This window comes from Bacillus cereus group sp. Sample62 (genome assembly GCF_036851315.1).
GTDB lineage: Bacteria > Bacillota > Bacilli > Bacillales > Bacillaceae_G > Bacillus_A > Bacillus_A wiedmannii.
Genome location: NZ_JAFLPK010000001.1, coordinates 2,324,313 through 2,339,639, shown reverse-complemented (window position 1 = coordinate 2,339,639; position 15,327 = coordinate 2,324,313). Strand labels below are relative to the sequence as shown.

The following is a 15,327-nucleotide window of genomic DNA, read 5'->3' as shown; positions in this document are numbered from 1 at the left end:
GTCTTTTTTTATACCGTTACATTTAAGTGCATAAGTTTTTCAGGATTAACCATCATATAAATGTTTGAGATTTTCTCATTCTCAAATGTAAATGAAAGCACATAAGTCACTTTATTATTTACTTTAACAATAACACCTGGGGCACCATTTACCAACTTATAATCAACATTGTACTCTTCCGGGAACTTCTTCCCAATTCCAAAGAATAAACGTATAATTCTATCTGCAGAATAGATTGGATGGATTGCAGTTGTAGCTTTACCACCACCATCCGCTTTCAATATCGCATCTGTTTTTAATACTTCTAACATGCCTTGCGCATCCCCACACTGCAATGATGATACAAATTTCTCCACATAGGCAGCCATCTTCTTCGTACTTAATGTTGACTGCTTCGGCTTATCCAAAATACTTTTCCGTGCACGTTGAAAGATTTTTCGGCAGTTCGCACTACTCTTATCTACAATTGAAGCGATTTCTTCATATTCATAACTGAAAACCTCTCTTAATATGAAAACAACTCTCTCTACCTCAGACAATTGTTGTAAAAGTAATAAATATGCCGTAGAAATTGATTCTTTCATTACAAATGACTCTGATGGATCATCAATCTCTTCCACAAATGGCTCTGGCAACCACATTCCGACATATACGTTCCGTTTATGTGCTGCCGAACGTAATTTGTCAATTGAGCGATTTGTTACCATTTTACATAAATAAGCTCTCATATTTTCTATAGATTGAACGTCCTCCATATTATTAAGTGATATAAATACGTCATGGACGATATCTTCAGCATCCATAACACTCCCAAGGATTCTATATGCTAACGAAAATAATAATGATTGATACGTCTCATATAATTGCCCCGTTTCCATGATGAATTGCCTCACTTTCAGATTGCTTTAATATGTGTAACGCTGCACGTTTTCCGCTTGCCACCGCAGCATCAGCTAATATTTCATCATGTCCAGCCCAATCTCCTGCAACATAAACACCTGGCATTCCAGGTATATTAGGGCCTGGTTTTTCAACACGGTCAATATGAGGAAAATCATATACTACCGTTATTTTCGGTAAATATTGCTGTGCAACAACTTCTCTTTTCCAATTCGGATGTAACAATTCCATTGCATTTTCTAACTGTTCTTTCTCTTCTTGAATATGATTCAGCTCTAGTACAGGGTTATGGTATTTAATTAGACTCACTACAATTGATCCATCTTCACTTAATTTAGCTGCTCTCGATTGATTCGTGAAAAATATAGGTTGATCTAATCCCAATGCAAAATGATGTAAAGGATTCGGTAATTGTTTTAAACCAATATCTAACGCTGCCACGGTCACTTGTATAGATTGTTCACTCCATTTTTGCAAACTTGTTCCTTCTGCACCTTTTATAATTTTACAAGCCTCTTTCGGTGGAGTTGTTACAATGACTACACCTGCTTCAAATACTTCATCGTCAAAACATTGTATTCTTTGTTTCCCTTCACAATTCTCTATTTTCAAAACATGCTTTTTAGCCAGAAATTGCACACCACTAGTACTTGCTATATTCCTTAAATTTGTTATTATCGTCTCCCAACCACCATCTACATAAAGTACTCCTTCTTTCATAGAAAGCTGTATTTGCTTTAGTACGGAAGTTGCTAATTGTATTGTAGGAGCATACGTATATGTTGTTGTTCGGCATAATGCATAAAATATATTTCGAACCATTGGATCTTTAATTTCATTTTCTGCCCATGTAGTTAGACTCATTTTTGGAATTTTTCCTACATCTAAGTTTCCTAAATGAATCATAAGACGAGCGAACTGTACTTTTGCAGACCATGAAAGTAACGGTGTTGATAAAATGGAGCGAAAATCTGTTGGAATGGTATAAATATCCCCTTTCCATATTCCATGTGCTTTTGTAGATGGGATTCCACCTGAAAGGTTTACTCCTAGCTCATTAAAAGTTATAAACGCTTCTCCACCTCTATATAAAGCATGTGCACCAAGATTCATACAAATGCCGTTTTTATTTATAGTCATCCCTCGGCCGCCGAAGTGACTGGACTTTTCTAATACAATAACTTTCCTTCCAGCTTTCGCTAAATATATAGATGCTGTTAATCCAGCCAGCCCACCACCAACAATTGCTACATCAAAATGTTTCATAATAAAATCCCTCCTTATACGTTCTACATACAAGACGAACGATTAAGGAGGGATGTGACATTCAGTTACACAAAATTTATTTCTACAAACTACCTTATTTACATAATAATATTATGTTCTAATCCATTACATGCCGGTGCCAAATTTCTCTTTCTTCTTCACTCATTCCTCCAATTATTTTTGAAAAATCTATATTTCTATCAAATGAGTCTTTTAACATAAAAAATTGTTCAAACGATCCTGTAAATATTTCTAATGAATGCGAACAACAAATCGTTTCAAGGTTATCAATTGTTGCGCCATCTAATTCTAATTCCTTTAGTCCATTCATTTTACCTAATGCCGCTCCATCCTTTACCTTTGTATCTGTCAATTTTATATTTTGAATTGACGCATTGTGTTGAAAACAATTTAAATTAGCAATGATGCTATTTTCAAATTCAATTGTGATTAACTTATTTAAATTTTGCAAAACAAGCAAATCCAATTCACTAACATTTTCTAAACCTAAAATATACAAATGCTTTAAAGTATCTACTTTTGAAATTGCATAGAGCTGCTCGCGATTTGAAATATGTACAGTAAGCGATTCTAACTTTTTAAACTGCGGTAGTAACGAAAAATCTTGAATACTAGTATGTGAAATATCTAATTTTTTTAATGATGGCATTTCTACAAGTGCCGATAGATTATTTACCCTCGTATTCTTTATATTCATTTCTTGTAAGTGCCGTAAATGTAATATTGGCGTTAAATCTTGAACCGGATTTTTAACTAAATATAATTTCTTTAAAGAATTCATTCGTTCTAATCCTGTTAAATCTTTAATTTCATTTCCAGATAAAATTAGTTCTCTCACTTCCGTACACATCTGTAACGGACTAATATCTTCTATTCCGTTTCCACCTAAATATAATCTCTTCTCTCTAATAAACTTGTCTGCACGTTCAGATGGTCCCACTATATTTCTCCAATTCTCATCTAAACTATCGTACCAATCTTTCACGTTATTTTCAGATTGAAATATAAATTGAGGATGTAAAACAGGTAATTCAATATTAAATAAAGCGTCTAAAAAATGTATATTATCGTTAGCACCATAACCCCAATATAAATAGTCTTCTTCTTGGTGAATGGTGAAATTTTTATTTTTTAACGTTTGTAAAATAAATAGTAACAAATCTGAAATTCTATTTGCAATTACATATTTCACTTCTTCATCTCGTCCAAAATTAATAACTTGTCCCACTTTCCCCTTTTCATCCGGATCAACATCTATTCCTAAATTGTTACCGCCATAATCTTTACTAATAGGTATCCAATTATGATTCACATATCTTTCCTTAATATATTCTGTTGGTATTGAAAATGCATCAAAATAAAAAAAATCATCCTCTTCAATTCTTTTCCATATTCTCCACTCATCCAAAACTTCATCTAACGGGAGAAATGGCAAACCAAAAAACAACCCTGGTCCTGATTTATCCTCACCGTTATGTGCAAGATAAAGATTACGTAATTCATCTGGAAACGCAATTCCCATTTCACTTTCGGCATATTGAATTTCTTCTATTGTTGCAGGTGCATTCAAAAACGGTTGAAAGTAATTTTTTAATTCAACTTCCAACTCTTTTAAAATAGTATGGTTCATTTTCTGCACTCCCCTTGTACTCCAAATTAAAAAAGCGCTATCTTTTACATTAATTGTAATTAATAGCACCTTTTTTCGCAATGAAACTCTTGTAATTATAGTGCATTCAAACGAACATTTTTATCACTTTACAAACGAAGAGCAGCAACGCTTTCACATTTCAATAACTAGACTCATATCCTAAATTCAAATTGCATGAAAATATAAGAAAGGCGGGTAATACAAATGACTTCTTATATCGACTACACTTCCCCCTCAACCAATTTCACCCATGATTTAAATAAAAGTAATTTTTTTAAAAAAGATGCCCAAAATTATATAAACGTACTTGGCATAAAACAATTAAATACTTTAGAAAATACTTCTTTATTAGATATCTATTTAAGTACAGGAAATGTTGTAGAGCCACATATTCATCAAAATGCAGCTGAACTTGTTTACTGTATTTCAGGATCTGCTGTTGTTTCCTTACTTAATCCTTTTACAAACCAAATATTAAACTTACCGATAAAACCAGGGCAAGTTGCCAACATTCCACAAGCGTGGTGGCATTATGAAATTGCTACAGCAGATGGTACTCACTTATTAGCTATTTTCAATGCCCCAACCCCAGAAGTTATTTTTGGTTCTGATATTTTAAGATTAACTCCCGCTAATATGATGGCTCATACTTACTGTCTCGATGAACAACAATGGAAACAAGCGATATCCCCTATTCAATCCACTACAGTAATTGGTCCTCCAGCAAACTGTAATCAGAACCGCGGCACGATAACCCCAACAACTCAGCCTCCTAACCAACAACAAAATTTATATTACCAAGATTCATACTATTTCCCTCTTTACTGGGGATATTAATTTATTTCATTAATAGACAATTATTGATCTCCTCGGAAAATACGTAGGAGATTTTTTATTGTATATCCACCATTCCTATTTTTTTCGTAACAATTAATAGAGTACATACATATAATATTTATATATCTAATTGGAGGTGATAGTACTATGAGTAATTATAACTATCGAAAAAACTACTCTAATAATAAAAATAGTAGTTCATCAGCATCCTCTCAGTCTTCGAATTCTCAATCTTCCAATTCCCAATCGCAAAGAGATTTAGCCGAACAAGGCTATGTAAAGAAAAAAGGATGTAACTGTAATAAAAACAAATAGTTTATTACGAATTTGAACTATAACATTTCAACGCTCACGATAAATAACTTACTTCCCTTGTATACCGTTTATGAAATGGATGAATTCTATTTTTAATAGAATTCATCTTTTTTATTTATAGGTAATTTTTTAACCTATATAACTTATTCCATAAACAATAAAATTTAAAACATACATTTTTATTTTATACCAGCTTAACAAAAAGAAACTTCTCAATTGATTTATTACCTTTCTTCCCATAAAATATAGCCCTTCCTAATAAGATTAGGAAGGGCTATATACAAACGCCAGTTCAACTTTCAAACAGACATTGTAACAAGTTAGACGATATTAATACCTGCACTTACAAATCCAGCAACTGCAGCTATTGGACTTGCTGCTGTTAATGAAACATATAACAGTATTTTATCTCCAGCAGCTACTGGAATAGCTTCAGGTATGATTCCCGATGCTGTAGCACCAATCGCTATTACAGCAAATGCTGGTGCTAATAATAGAGGTGCTCCCTGTACTGTAAACGTATTACTTGCTGCTGGTGCAGTTAATATTTGTATCTGCACTTGCACAGGTGATAATGGAGCTAATGCAGCTGTTGCACTAAAGAAACCTGCTAACGACGTAATAGTTCCTGCTCGTGGTGCTACAAATGCATAATCACCTACACCTAACGCTAAAGTGATACTAGTTCCACCAGTTAAAGCTACACCAGGCTGACTAAATCCAAATCCAAGAAGAGTTCCTGTATTAGCTATTAACGCGTTAACTAACGCAGATGGTGTTGTACCTGAAGCGAATGGAATAATAGCTCCGCCACCTGTTGCTCCTGTCGCTCCTGTTAATCCTGTTGCTCCCGTTGCTCCTGTTGCTCCTGTTGGACCTGTGTCTCCCGTTGGACCTGTTGGGCCTGTTGCTCCTGTTGGGCCTGTTGCTCCTGTTGGACCTGTCGCTCCTGTTAATCCTGTTGCTCCCGTTGGGCCTGTTAATCCTGTTGCTCCACCAGTACCTGCTGGACCTGTCGCTCCCGTTGGGCCTGTTGCTCCTGTTGCTCCTGTTGCTCCCGTTGGACCTGTTGCTCCTGTTGGGCCTGTTGCTCCTGTTGGACCTGTCGCCCCTGGAGTAGCATTGATTAATTGAATTAACAAATTAAAAAGAAGTTGTAAAGTTGCAGGATCAACATTTGAGTTGCAGGATATAGGGATAAGATCTAAAGCGAAGAAGAATTGTGCAAGGGCGCTATAAAATTGTTGCAATAATGTTGACAATTGTCCTAAATTAGGTGCTGGAGATTGTAATAAAACTATAATACTTTGAGTTAATTGTTTCAAAAAATTAACTTCTGGAGAAGGTAATAAGGAATTTAAGAAAATTAAAAATTGATTAAATAAATCGAGTAACACTAATCTGTTTGCATTACTTGGATTTGCAAAAAATGCTGAAATAGCTGATACTAATGAGTTTAGTAAAGTAATTAATTGACTTAATTGTTCCCTAGTAATAGGAACTGACTGTGGATTTTTACAACAATCTGCTGAAAAAACAATCGGATTGCAGTTATTATGATCAAAACAATCATTATGTTTCATTTATTTCCTCCTTACTTTTCTTATAGTTGAGTGTTTTCCTATTCTAAGTACTATAAAAGATGCGATTGAAAAAAATAGTTAAGTTATATGTTTCTCTTAAAATAGGAAACATGAATTATAATCAAACTTGAAAACGTAATTTAATTATGTTCATGACTCACATATTAATTATATGTTTTTAATAATTGACTGCTTAGATTAAACACCTAAACTTAAGCGTTTATTTTAATTTTCCACGTTTATCTCTTAGGTCCAAAAGCACATTTTAATTTAAATATTAAAACTAAGCATTTGCATATAACCAACAAGTAACAACACCATCTTTTCAGATAAGTAACAATATCTTTACTAAAATTATGTTCTCTCAATAATTAAGAAGCCGTTTCTATTATAGAAAACTCTCATACAATATATCGGACAAGTTATTCTATACTTCGTTCAAAAAATAATTTAGGAGGTGAGAATTAATTGCCAATCATCCAACCATTTATGGCATCTAGAAGATTTACATCTACACTAGGAGCTGGAACAGGAACAGGTGCAGCTTTTGCAATTGCTGCTACAGCTTGTTTAAACGATGCTGGTACTACTGCAACTGCTTTTCCGACTTTTACGTATTACAACTTTTATGTAAATGGCATTCTTCAACCTAGTGTGAACTCCAGTATTACTACTGGACCTACTGGTGCTATTACAATTCCTGGCGGAGATGCATTAGACGGCGGAATTCCAATTACAATTGAATTTATCGTCACTTAGTTTAACTACTTTAATGTAGAACAAAAAGACAGATTCTTTTTATTTAAGAATCTGTCTTTTTTAATTAATAATGATGAATTGCAAAATAATTGAAGAACCTTGCGTTGGTGGTTGATTATCCAATAAAGTTAGCTGACCATTACTAACCTGATATAATGGTTGTGGTTGAAGTATTCCATTAATAAACAAATTAATATAGGAAACCTCATCAGGAGGTAATATGTGTGTTGTACCATATTGAGCGATCCCATCTGAATCTGTATATATAAGTTTTTCTCCATCTGAAAAAGTGTAAAATAATAAATTAGTTGTTGTTATTGGTCCAATAACTCCAGTTGGACCCGTTACTCCCGGTGATCCTGTTAAACCAGTTGCACCTGTTACTCCCGGTAATCCCGTTAAACCAGTCGGGCCTGTTACTCCCGGTGATCCTGTTAAACCAGTTGCACCCGTTACTCCCGGTGATCCTGTTAAACCAGTTGCACCTGTTACTCCCGGTGATCCTGTTAAACCAGTTGCACCTGTTACTCCCGGCGATCCTGTTAAACCAGTCGGGCCTGTTACTCCCGGCGATCCTGTTAAACCAGTCGGGCCTGTTACTCCCGGTGATCCTGTTAAACCAGTTGCACCTGTTAATCCCGGTGATCCTGTTAAACCAGTTGCACCTGTTACTCCCGGTGATCCCGTTAAACCAGTTGCACCTGTTACTCCCGGTGATCCCGTTAAACCAGTCGGACCTGTTACTCCCGGTGATCCTGTTAAACCAGTTGCACCCGTTACTCCCGGTGATCCTGTTAAACCAGTTGCACCTGTTACTCCCGGTAATCCTGTTAAACCAGTCGGGCCTGTTACTCCCGGCGATCCTGTTAAACCAGTCGGGCCTGTTACTCCCGGTGATCCTGTTAAACCAGTTGCACCTGTTACTCCCGGTGATCCTGTTAAACCAGTTGCACCTGTTACTCCCGGTGATCCTGTTAAACCAGTTGCACCCGTTACTCCCGGTGATCCTGTTAAACCAGTTGCACCTGTTACTCCCGGTGATCCTGTTAAACCAGTTGCACCTGTTACTCCCGGCGATCCTGTTAAACCAGTCGGGCCTGTTACTCCCGGCGATCCTGTTAAACCAGTCGGGCCTGTTACTCCCGGTGATCCCGTTAAACCAGTTGCACCTGTTACTCCCGGTGATCCCGTTAAACCAGTTGCACCTGTTACTCCCGGTGATCCTGTTAAACCAGTTGCACCCGTTGGACCGGTCATTCCCGTTAAACCCGTTGGGCCCGTTGGAATATAAATTGGGGGAAGAATTGGAAACGTAGGTCCAATGTTTTCAGGTTTTATCATAGCTTTATTTATTGATAATTTATTATCTCGCTTCACTTTAATACCTCGTTCCACATTTTTGTTTACTACTTAACAAAATAATACATCTATCATTTTAGAAGAATTCCATAACTACTTTTTTCATTCTCAAATGATTTTTACATATAGTAAACTTTTTACCGTTGCTATAACTAGTAGTATTAATATAATAAAATGATAGTTCCATTTCAAAATACTAAATCGGCTACGTTCTAATTTAAAAATGAGGTGATTTATATTCAAAATAGGAATGAAAAAATAAAAAAAGAACTATTATCACTGGCTCTTGAAATTATTCTTCCATACAGACTTACAGGTCCTACTGGGCCCACAGGTATTACCGGTCCTACTGGCATTACTGGACCCACAGGCATTACTGGACCCACAGGTATTACTGGACCCACAGGCTTTACTGGACCCACAGGCTTTACTGGACCCACAGGCTTTACTGGACCCACAGGTATTACTGGACCCACAGGCATTACTGGACCCACAGGTATTACTGGACCCACAGGCTTTACTGGACCCATTATTACAACAAACTCTATGTTCGCTAATAATACATTAGGTGGTCCCATCTCAGTCATATTAGGTGGAACTAATATTCCACTTTCTAATAACCAAAGTCTAGGTAATTTTACAGTGAACGCTACAAATGATATATATACAATTCCTGTTACTGGAAGATATTATTTAACCTATCAAATTAATACAACAACTTCTCTACTTGCTGGTACAAGGCTACTATTAAACTCTTCGACTCCACTTCCCGGATCTATTTTTTCACCCGCAATATCAACTTCAAATTATAATAATAATTTAATAACCAATTTAATTGCTGGTAATACAATTTCCCTTCAACTATTCGGCGTATTATCCATAGTTAATTTAGTTGGAGGTGGTTCAACAGGTGCCTCTTTAACAATTATACGAATCGATTAATAAATGATTCATTCTTTTTTATAATAAACATTCTTAGCTGCTAAAGTAGTAACTATTACGTCATTTCTAAAGCTAATAATATTTCAATAATTTCACGACAGTTATTAAGCAACAAAAACAATTTGTACTATATTCATAGTAGTAACCATCTATACTAAATTTTCCGTATATACATTATCAATTTACACTTCTCCCTGCCAATGTTACATTGAATAAGAAGACAGTTTCCCAAAATGCGAACCATCTCAAAACGTATTTGAGAAACATACTCCAATCCTATACGCGAGAGCAATACTATGTCGACACTCAAACGAGTGTCTTTTTTTATGAATTTTAAAAAATAAAACCATCTCTTATAGATGGTTTATCAACATACATTTCTTTATATTCTTGATGCAATGGTAAGTTTATGCAGCTGGATAATAAATGGTCATACTTAACCGAGTTAGCGTACTTCCGGAATTATGATAAGAGTGCGGTCTATCCGCCTTAAAGCGAATTGCATCTCCGCTATTTAATGTATATTGACAATCATTTATTTCAATTATCAATTCCCCTTCAAACACCGTTATAAACTCTTCGGTTCCTTCTTTATGGCCTTCCGAACTTAATTTTCCTTCTGTTTCAATTTCAACCGTATAGATTTCAAAGTTCCTATCATCTTGAAAAGGAAAAGAAGGATACACTTTATATCTCCCATTGTCTTCTGATAATACTTGAACATCATTTCGTAAAACAACTTTCGTATCTGGTTGCGGATTATTGATTAAAGAAGTAAAAGACACTTTCAAACCATTAGCAATTTTCCATATCGTTGTTAATGTTGGACTTGACTCTCCTCGTTCAATTTGTCCAATCATCGTTTTACTCACACCCGTTAATTGAGAGACCTTTTCTAAACTCATTTTCTCTTTTTCACGTATTGTTTTTAAATTTTTTGCTAAAATAAGTTGAATTTCTTCCATAAGAAACACTCCTACACTATATACAATATAACGACCGTTATGTATAATAAAAAGCACACGCTATATTGTCCTTTTCGGTCATTATAACACACACCAAATAATTAGGGGGTATTGAAATGCCTATATTTTCTTTTTTGTTATTTGTTTTTATAAGTAGCTTCACACCCGGACCTAACAATTTTTTAGCTATGACATACGCCAATCAACACGGTTTAAAAAGGAGTATGCAATTTTGTTTTGGAGTAGCTTTCGGGTTTTTCATCCTCACTTCCTTATGTAGCTTCTTTAATATTGTACTAATTAATATCCTACCCATAATAGAATTCCCTTTAAAAATTTTAGGTGTAGCATATATGCTATATTTAGCTTTTAAAATACTCACTAGTAAAACTAGTACAGATCCCGATGAAAAACATAATAAAAACTTATTTACAGTGGGGATTTTCCTTCAGTTTGTTAACCCTAAAGGGATACTATTTGGCCTGACTGTAGTGTCAACTTTTATTCTCCCTTACTATAATTCATATTCAAGTTTTCTACTCTTCTCATTATTTCTAGGTGTAGTCGGGTTAATGAGTACATTTAGTTGGAGCTTATTTGGTTCCATGTTCCAAAAACTTTTATTAAAACATACTAAATCTTTTAACATCATTATGGCCGTTTTATTAGTTTTTAGTGCTTTTTCAATTGTAATCAATTAAATTCAAACTCTAAATTTCATTTCTGTTTAAAAGTATAATTTACAAATATAGCTGATATACCAAATGAACCTCCCGCTTACATGCATTACTTATTTAGTTTTAAGGTGGTAATTTTCTATATCTACTCTTATTCATATGAGATAAAATAAAAAGAGGATTACTCATTATAAGTAATCCTCTTTTTTGACTATTGATTTTTAAATATTCTGTTCCACTAAACTAAAATCTTTACTTAACTTCATACCACCAGCCTTTACGATCAAGGTAATCCGTCATTCCTTTAAGTTGCGCATCTGAAGTTGGTTCAGAGATAAAATATGTTAGACCATCCGATTGTAAGATGAAATTAGCTGTCATTTTTAGTGACGTTAATGCTCCCATTACATCGGGGGTTTCATACGGTGAAAAAGCTCCTGATTGAATGATATTTTTTTTCGATGGCGGAGTTGTCCCACCAGATTGCCCCGTTAACGCATAAACAATTGAATTTGCAATCTTATCTGGATTCCATTTTGACATATCTGCTTCATTATCGATAAATCCAAGTTCAATTAAGATTGCAGGTGCTTTCGTATTCGCTAATACATAAAGATCTTTTCGCTCCTTAGCGCCACGATTTGACCAGCCAATATCTTTTGAAAGTTGCGCTGCTATCTTTGCTGATAAAGCTTGTTGGTCATAGTACAAAACTTCAACACCATTAGCATTCGTATCATATGAGTTTAAATGAAATGAAACTACTAAGTCTACATCATGTGAGTTTGTTTTTGATACAATGTTATTTAAATTTTGTGCTTGTGTTGTCCCTACTTCATCAGTATCATCATAAACTGTATGCCCTAATGCTCTTAATTTAGCAACAACTGCATCCTTAACTTGGCGATCCATAATGTGTTCTTTCCGATTCCCATAATTCGCACCCTGTACAATACTATTGTGACCTCCATGTAAACTATATCTAGCCATTGTTCAACATCCCCTTTTTTATTAATATATTCAAAGCTCGTCTTATTGTCCGGTCAAATATCCAGTAAAGCTCCAGCAAACAATAATAAGGGCACTAATCTATTTTTTAATTTTTAATTCTAGATTATCTATTTTCTAAAACAAAGAATACAAAAACAAAAATCCACAACTAATATATTAAGTTGCGGCATTTACTTTTTTAAACTATTCATTTCGAAATCTTTTTATTATAATACATAAAAACACGTTATAATATAAGCTACTGTACTTTAGGAGGGATTTAATGACTGATAAATATAAAATTTTGATTCTCTTTGTTACAGCATTTGTTTCTTTCTTTTCCTTAATAAAAGATTTCCGTAACATTTCAAAAAGTTTCTTTTGGGGGAGCTTTGCAATCCTAACAAGCTTTATATTATTATTAACTCACGCTTTAGAGTTAACTCCAATACTTCTCTATTCAGCTCAGATGGCTCTTGAGATTATTACAATACCACGTAAATTGTTTCTTCCACCTGTCACTGAAGTTGCTAGTTTTTGCTAACAATTCATTTATCTAAAAAATTTCAAATCTATATTTCTAATTATCTTTACAAATATAAAAATGCGGTTTCTCCTTTCTAGAGAAACCGCACTATATTAAATTTCAAACTGACTAGTATAAAAATCTCATACATCGCTGTTTTTTTCATTGAGTTCGTTTGTTTTGTGTAAAAGAAAAAGCACCCAAATGGTTGCTTTTTACAGAATCATCTTTTTCTTCTGCTTCTTTTTACTTCCTTTATTTCTCCTTGCTTAACTAGTTTTTCAAGATATAAACGCACTAGCTTATAAACACGCTCTCTTCGCTAATTTTCCTGCTCTTCTTGATTTTTCATCCGGACGCACAATGCTTTGTAGTTTTTTAGCTCTTTCACCACAAGTCTTCGCATCTCCTTTTCATCGATGTCTTCAAAAAATGAAAATTGATTCATACGATACGGTTCCCCTCCGATTGATCTACTCTGTTGAACTTTTACTTCATTTCCTTTTTTACATTCTTCAAGAAAATCGATGACTTCTTGAGTCTGCACTCTCGTAGAAAATAATTCCATCACATCTTCTTCTGTGTTATAAAAACGAATCGTTCTTTCCTTAAACTCCATCCCTAACATCCCATCATCACCTAAAAGCTTTACGTTACCCTCCATTCTTTTAACCTCACTTTCTTTTCAAAGGATTATTTTATTATGTTTCTACAAAATGGAAATTAATATATAATTAAACTATTCAAACAAAAGGTGGTAATGCAAATGACTGAAACAATCCGAATCGCTCTTTTCACTCTTGTAGGAATAAGTGCCGTATTTTCTGTAATTAAAGAATTTCAAAAAACAGAAAAAAGAAAGTTTTGGATTACCTTCGAAACTTTAATTCTGATCGGCGCAGCCTGGATGTTAATAGGACTTCTCACGTAACCTACATAATTAGTACCCCTCCCTTAAATAAACTTTAATATTCCGTCAATAATGCAAATGACATTAGATTTTCTCTCTGTTACTCCTTGAAGAACCGAGCAGTTAGCTTTTGCCAGCTGTTTTTTATATGAACCCCTTTTTAGACAAGCTTTCATATAATGTAGTCATTCCTTTCTTAAAAATTAAGCTCGTCACTTGAGTTGTGAAAATAGGATTAAATCTTATAACCTTTTCAGAAATCATTCATATTTTATTTCTGAAAAAGTGCTTTGTTTTATAAAAAGGTGGTTGCGGAAACAACCGCCTTTTTGTTTATGAAAAAAGGATTATTCTGTTGAGTTTTATTTACATGAATAAATTCACAATATTTACATATCCCCCAAATTTATCGCTGTAATTACATATTTTTTCTTTTAATCATGGTCCTTAAAATAATTTAGATTGTTATGAGTACACATTTTTTGTGTACTCTTTTCATATCCCTATAAGATAACGCTTTCATTTTAAAGTTATATTGTTATTAAATTATCTATTCTAATCCTCTTCTCTTGTTCATATGCCTAGTTGTTTATTCATAAATTAAAAATAATTGACATAACTGAATGGAGGCTAACTATGTCTTTTGCAAATATTATTAAATACGGACGCGTTCCGCACTTTAACTCTAACTTCCCTTTGATTTTATTTTGGAGTCAGAAAAGTGGCTGTACTTCACTTGCACATTGGTTTTTTTATCAAATAAATTTATTTAAACAAGCCATAAAATACGATTCCTTCATCCATAATTATGAAAATGAAATATACAAAAACTCCTCCGACTACTTTATTGAACTAGCTGCGGCTTTATATACAAACGGAAAAGATTCCTATAAATTAGTGAGAAACCCCTATACAAGAGCTGTAAGTTCATTCTTCTCACTAATTGCCCCGCCTCACATAGAAAACCCAGCATGGAATCCTATTCGGAATTTTTATTATGGTAATGAATTTTGTAATAAGCCTATTTCATTTAAAATCTTTCTCTACTATTTAAAAGCGCAAATGAAAGATTTAGAACAAGTAGATCCACATTTAATGCAGCAATATGAACCAGCTGAGGAGGAGTTTGTTACAAAGTATATCTACCTTGAAAATTTCTCTACTGAAATTGCGCACTTAGAACAAACATATCAATTAAAAACTTCTCCTTTACACATACTAACCAAATCATGGCATCATCAGAAGGACAGAGCGATTTTTAGAGGTAATTTTGCAGATGCTGATATTACCGATCCTTTATTCCCACGCCTCCCAACATACGATAGTTTTTATGATCATGAAACGATCCAATTAGTACAGGATATTTTTAATAAAGATTTTAGCACATACAATTACCCATTAACTCCTTTAAAAAATAAGTGATTTTCTAATTGTAGTCTCATATATTATAGAGAAACTTAAATTCACCTATTTAAGTTTCCTCATAAAACTCTCGTAGTAAATTGGGGCACTGGAAACAGTGTCTTTTTTTAATAAAATTCAAATTGTATTATTTATTAAATCATTAAAACGTATAAATATAACGTGAAACACTCATTAAGGTTGTCTTCATTCGCTCTATTTGTT

15 protein-coding genes are annotated in these 15,327 nt (G+C 34.1%); 7 read left to right on the top strand and 8 right to left on the bottom strand.

The window, feature by feature from the left end; all coding sequences use genetic code 11:
* Positions 1-8: 8 nt before the first annotated feature.
* The 3 genes from J0835_RS11840 to J0835_RS11830 form a co-directional block, all read right to left on the bottom strand.
* Complete coding sequence (locus J0835_RS11840; protein ID WP_087980424.1) at positions 9-878, bottom strand: sigma-70 family RNA polymerase sigma factor; 870 nt, start codon at positions 876-878, stop codon at positions 9-11.
* Positions 856-2,166 (bottom strand): phytoene desaturase family protein, encoded by a 1,311-nt coding sequence (locus J0835_RS11835; RefSeq protein ID WP_087980423.1) that lies wholly within the window; start codon positions 2,164-2,166, stop codon positions 856-858. Before J0835_RS11835 ends, J0835_RS11840 begins: the two co-directional genes overlap by 23 nt.
* Before the next feature lie 118 nt (positions 2,167-2,284).
* On the bottom strand, positions 2,285-3,817 hold the full coding sequence (locus J0835_RS11830; protein WP_087980422.1) for an SMI1/KNR4 family protein: 1,533 nt from the start codon (positions 3,815-3,817) through the stop codon (positions 2,285-2,287).
* Between the two features lie 225 nt (positions 3,818-4,042).
* Between J0835_RS11830 and J0835_RS11825 the strand changes: the two genes are divergently transcribed.
* Complete coding sequence (locus J0835_RS11825) at positions 4,043-4,675, top strand: cupin domain-containing protein (protein ID WP_087980421.1); 633 nt, start codon at positions 4,043-4,045, stop codon at positions 4,673-4,675.
* A gap of 635 nt (positions 4,676-5,310) precedes the next feature.
* Here J0835_RS11825 and J0835_RS11820 read toward each other — a convergent pair.
* Complete coding sequence (locus J0835_RS11820) at positions 5,311-6,573, bottom strand: exosporium glycoprotein BclB-related protein (protein WP_087980420.1); 1,263 nt, start codon at positions 6,571-6,573, stop codon at positions 5,311-5,313.
* Positions 6,574-7,041: 468 nt separating this feature from the next.
* Between J0835_RS11820 and J0835_RS11815 the strand changes: the two genes are divergently transcribed.
* Complete coding sequence (locus J0835_RS11815) at positions 7,042-7,332, top strand: DUF4183 domain-containing protein (protein WP_001121646.1); 291 nt, start codon at positions 7,042-7,044, stop codon at positions 7,330-7,332.
* Positions 7,333-7,392: 60 nt separating this feature from the next.
* Here the strand turns inward: J0835_RS11815 and J0835_RS11810 are convergent, their stop codons facing one another.
* The gene (locus J0835_RS11810; RefSeq protein ID WP_333728123.1) at positions 7,393-8,709 is read right to left on the bottom strand and encodes a DUF4183 domain-containing protein; all 1,317 of its coding nucleotides are present in this window, start codon (positions 8,707-8,709) and stop codon (positions 7,393-7,395) included.
* A gap of 210 nt (positions 8,710-8,919) precedes the next feature.
* Here J0835_RS11810 and J0835_RS11805 point away from each other — a divergent pair, with 210 nt between their 5' ends.
* Positions 8,920-9,633: a collagen-like protein gene (locus J0835_RS11805; RefSeq protein WP_176373335.1), complete on the top strand. Its 714-nt coding sequence runs from the start codon at positions 8,920-8,922 to the stop codon at positions 9,631-9,633.
* Between the two features lie 407 nt (positions 9,634-10,040).
* On the opposite strand, the gene J0835_RS11800 is transcribed toward J0835_RS11805, so the two are convergent.
* A complete protein-coding gene (locus J0835_RS11800) occupies positions 10,041-10,655 on the bottom strand; it encodes a helix-turn-helix domain-containing protein (RefSeq protein ID WP_097860314.1) in 615 nt (204 codons plus the stop codon).
* 59 nt (positions 10,656-10,714) lie between these two features.
* Between J0835_RS11800 and J0835_RS11795 the strand changes: the two genes are divergently transcribed.
* Complete coding sequence (locus J0835_RS11795) at positions 10,715-11,299, top strand: LysE family transporter (protein ID WP_087980419.1); 585 nt, start codon at positions 10,715-10,717, stop codon at positions 11,297-11,299.
* A gap of 228 nt (positions 11,300-11,527) precedes the next feature.
* On the opposite strand, the gene J0835_RS11790 is transcribed toward J0835_RS11795, so the two are convergent.
* Positions 11,528-12,265, bottom strand: coding sequence for an N-acetylmuramoyl-L-alanine amidase (locus tag J0835_RS11790; protein ID WP_087980418.1), 738 nt, complete (start codon positions 12,263-12,265; stop codon positions 11,528-11,530).
* Between the two features lie 283 nt (positions 12,266-12,548).
* Here J0835_RS11790 and J0835_RS11785 point away from each other — a divergent pair, with 283 nt between their 5' ends.
* A complete protein-coding gene (locus J0835_RS11785) occupies positions 12,549-12,809 on the top strand; it encodes a hypothetical protein (protein ID WP_087980417.1) in 261 nt (86 codons plus the stop codon).
* 304 nt (positions 12,810-13,113) lie between these two features.
* On the opposite strand, the gene J0835_RS11780 is transcribed toward J0835_RS11785, so the two are convergent.
* Positions 13,114-13,455: a hypothetical protein gene (locus J0835_RS11780; RefSeq protein WP_087980416.1), complete on the bottom strand. Its 342-nt coding sequence runs from the start codon at positions 13,453-13,455 to the stop codon at positions 13,114-13,116.
* A gap of 102 nt (positions 13,456-13,557) precedes the next feature.
* On the opposite strand from J0835_RS11780, the gene J0835_RS11775 reads away from it, so the two are divergent.
* Positions 13,558-13,722 (top strand): hypothetical protein, encoded by a 165-nt coding sequence (locus J0835_RS11775; protein WP_087980415.1) that lies wholly within the window; start codon positions 13,558-13,560, stop codon positions 13,720-13,722.
* Positions 13,723-14,337: 615 nt separating this feature from the next.
* A complete protein-coding gene (locus tag J0835_RS11770; RefSeq protein ID WP_087980414.1) occupies positions 14,338-15,123 on the top strand; it encodes a sulfotransferase family 2 domain-containing protein in 786 nt (261 codons plus the stop codon).
* The last annotated feature ends 204 nt before the right edge of the window (positions 15,124-15,327 follow it).

Bases quoted from the DNA above. Each gene is read 5' to 3' on its own strand.
- J0835_RS11830 (WP_087980422.1), bottom strand. From the start codon at position 3,817: ATGAACCATACTATTTTAAAAGAGTTGGAAGTTGAATTAAAAAATTAC.
- J0835_RS11795 (WP_087980419.1), top strand. From the start codon at position 10,715: ATGCCTATATTTTCTTTTTTGTTATTTGTTTTTATAAGTAGCTTCACA.
- J0835_RS11825 (WP_087980421.1), top strand. From the start codon at position 4,043: ATGACTTCTTATATCGACTACACTTCCCCCTCAACCAATTTCACCCAT.
- J0835_RS11820 (WP_087980420.1), bottom strand. From the start codon at position 6,573: ATGAAACATAATGATTGTTTTGATCATAATAACTGCAATCCGATTGTT.
- J0835_RS11775 (WP_087980415.1), top strand. From the start codon at position 13,558: ATGACTGAAACAATCCGAATCGCTCTTTTCACTCTTGTAGGAATAAGT.
- J0835_RS11780 (WP_087980416.1), bottom strand. From the start codon at position 13,455: ATGGAGGGTAACGTAAAGCTTTTAGGTGATGATGGGATGTTAGGGATG.
- J0835_RS11770 (WP_087980414.1), top strand. From the start codon at position 14,338: ATGTCTTTTGCAAATATTATTAAATACGGACGCGTTCCGCACTTTAAC.
- J0835_RS11840 (WP_087980424.1), bottom strand. From the start codon at position 878: ATGGAAACGGGGCAATTATATGAGACGTATCAATCATTATTATTTTCG.
- J0835_RS11790 (WP_087980418.1), bottom strand. From the start codon at position 12,265: ATGGCTAGATATAGTTTACATGGAGGTCACAATAGTATTGTACAGGGT.
- J0835_RS11835 (WP_087980423.1), bottom strand. From the start codon at position 2,166: ATGAAACATTTTGATGTAGCAATTGTTGGTGGTGGGCTGGCTGGATTA.
- J0835_RS11785 (WP_087980417.1), top strand. From the start codon at position 12,549: ATGACTGATAAATATAAAATTTTGATTCTCTTTGTTACAGCATTTGTT.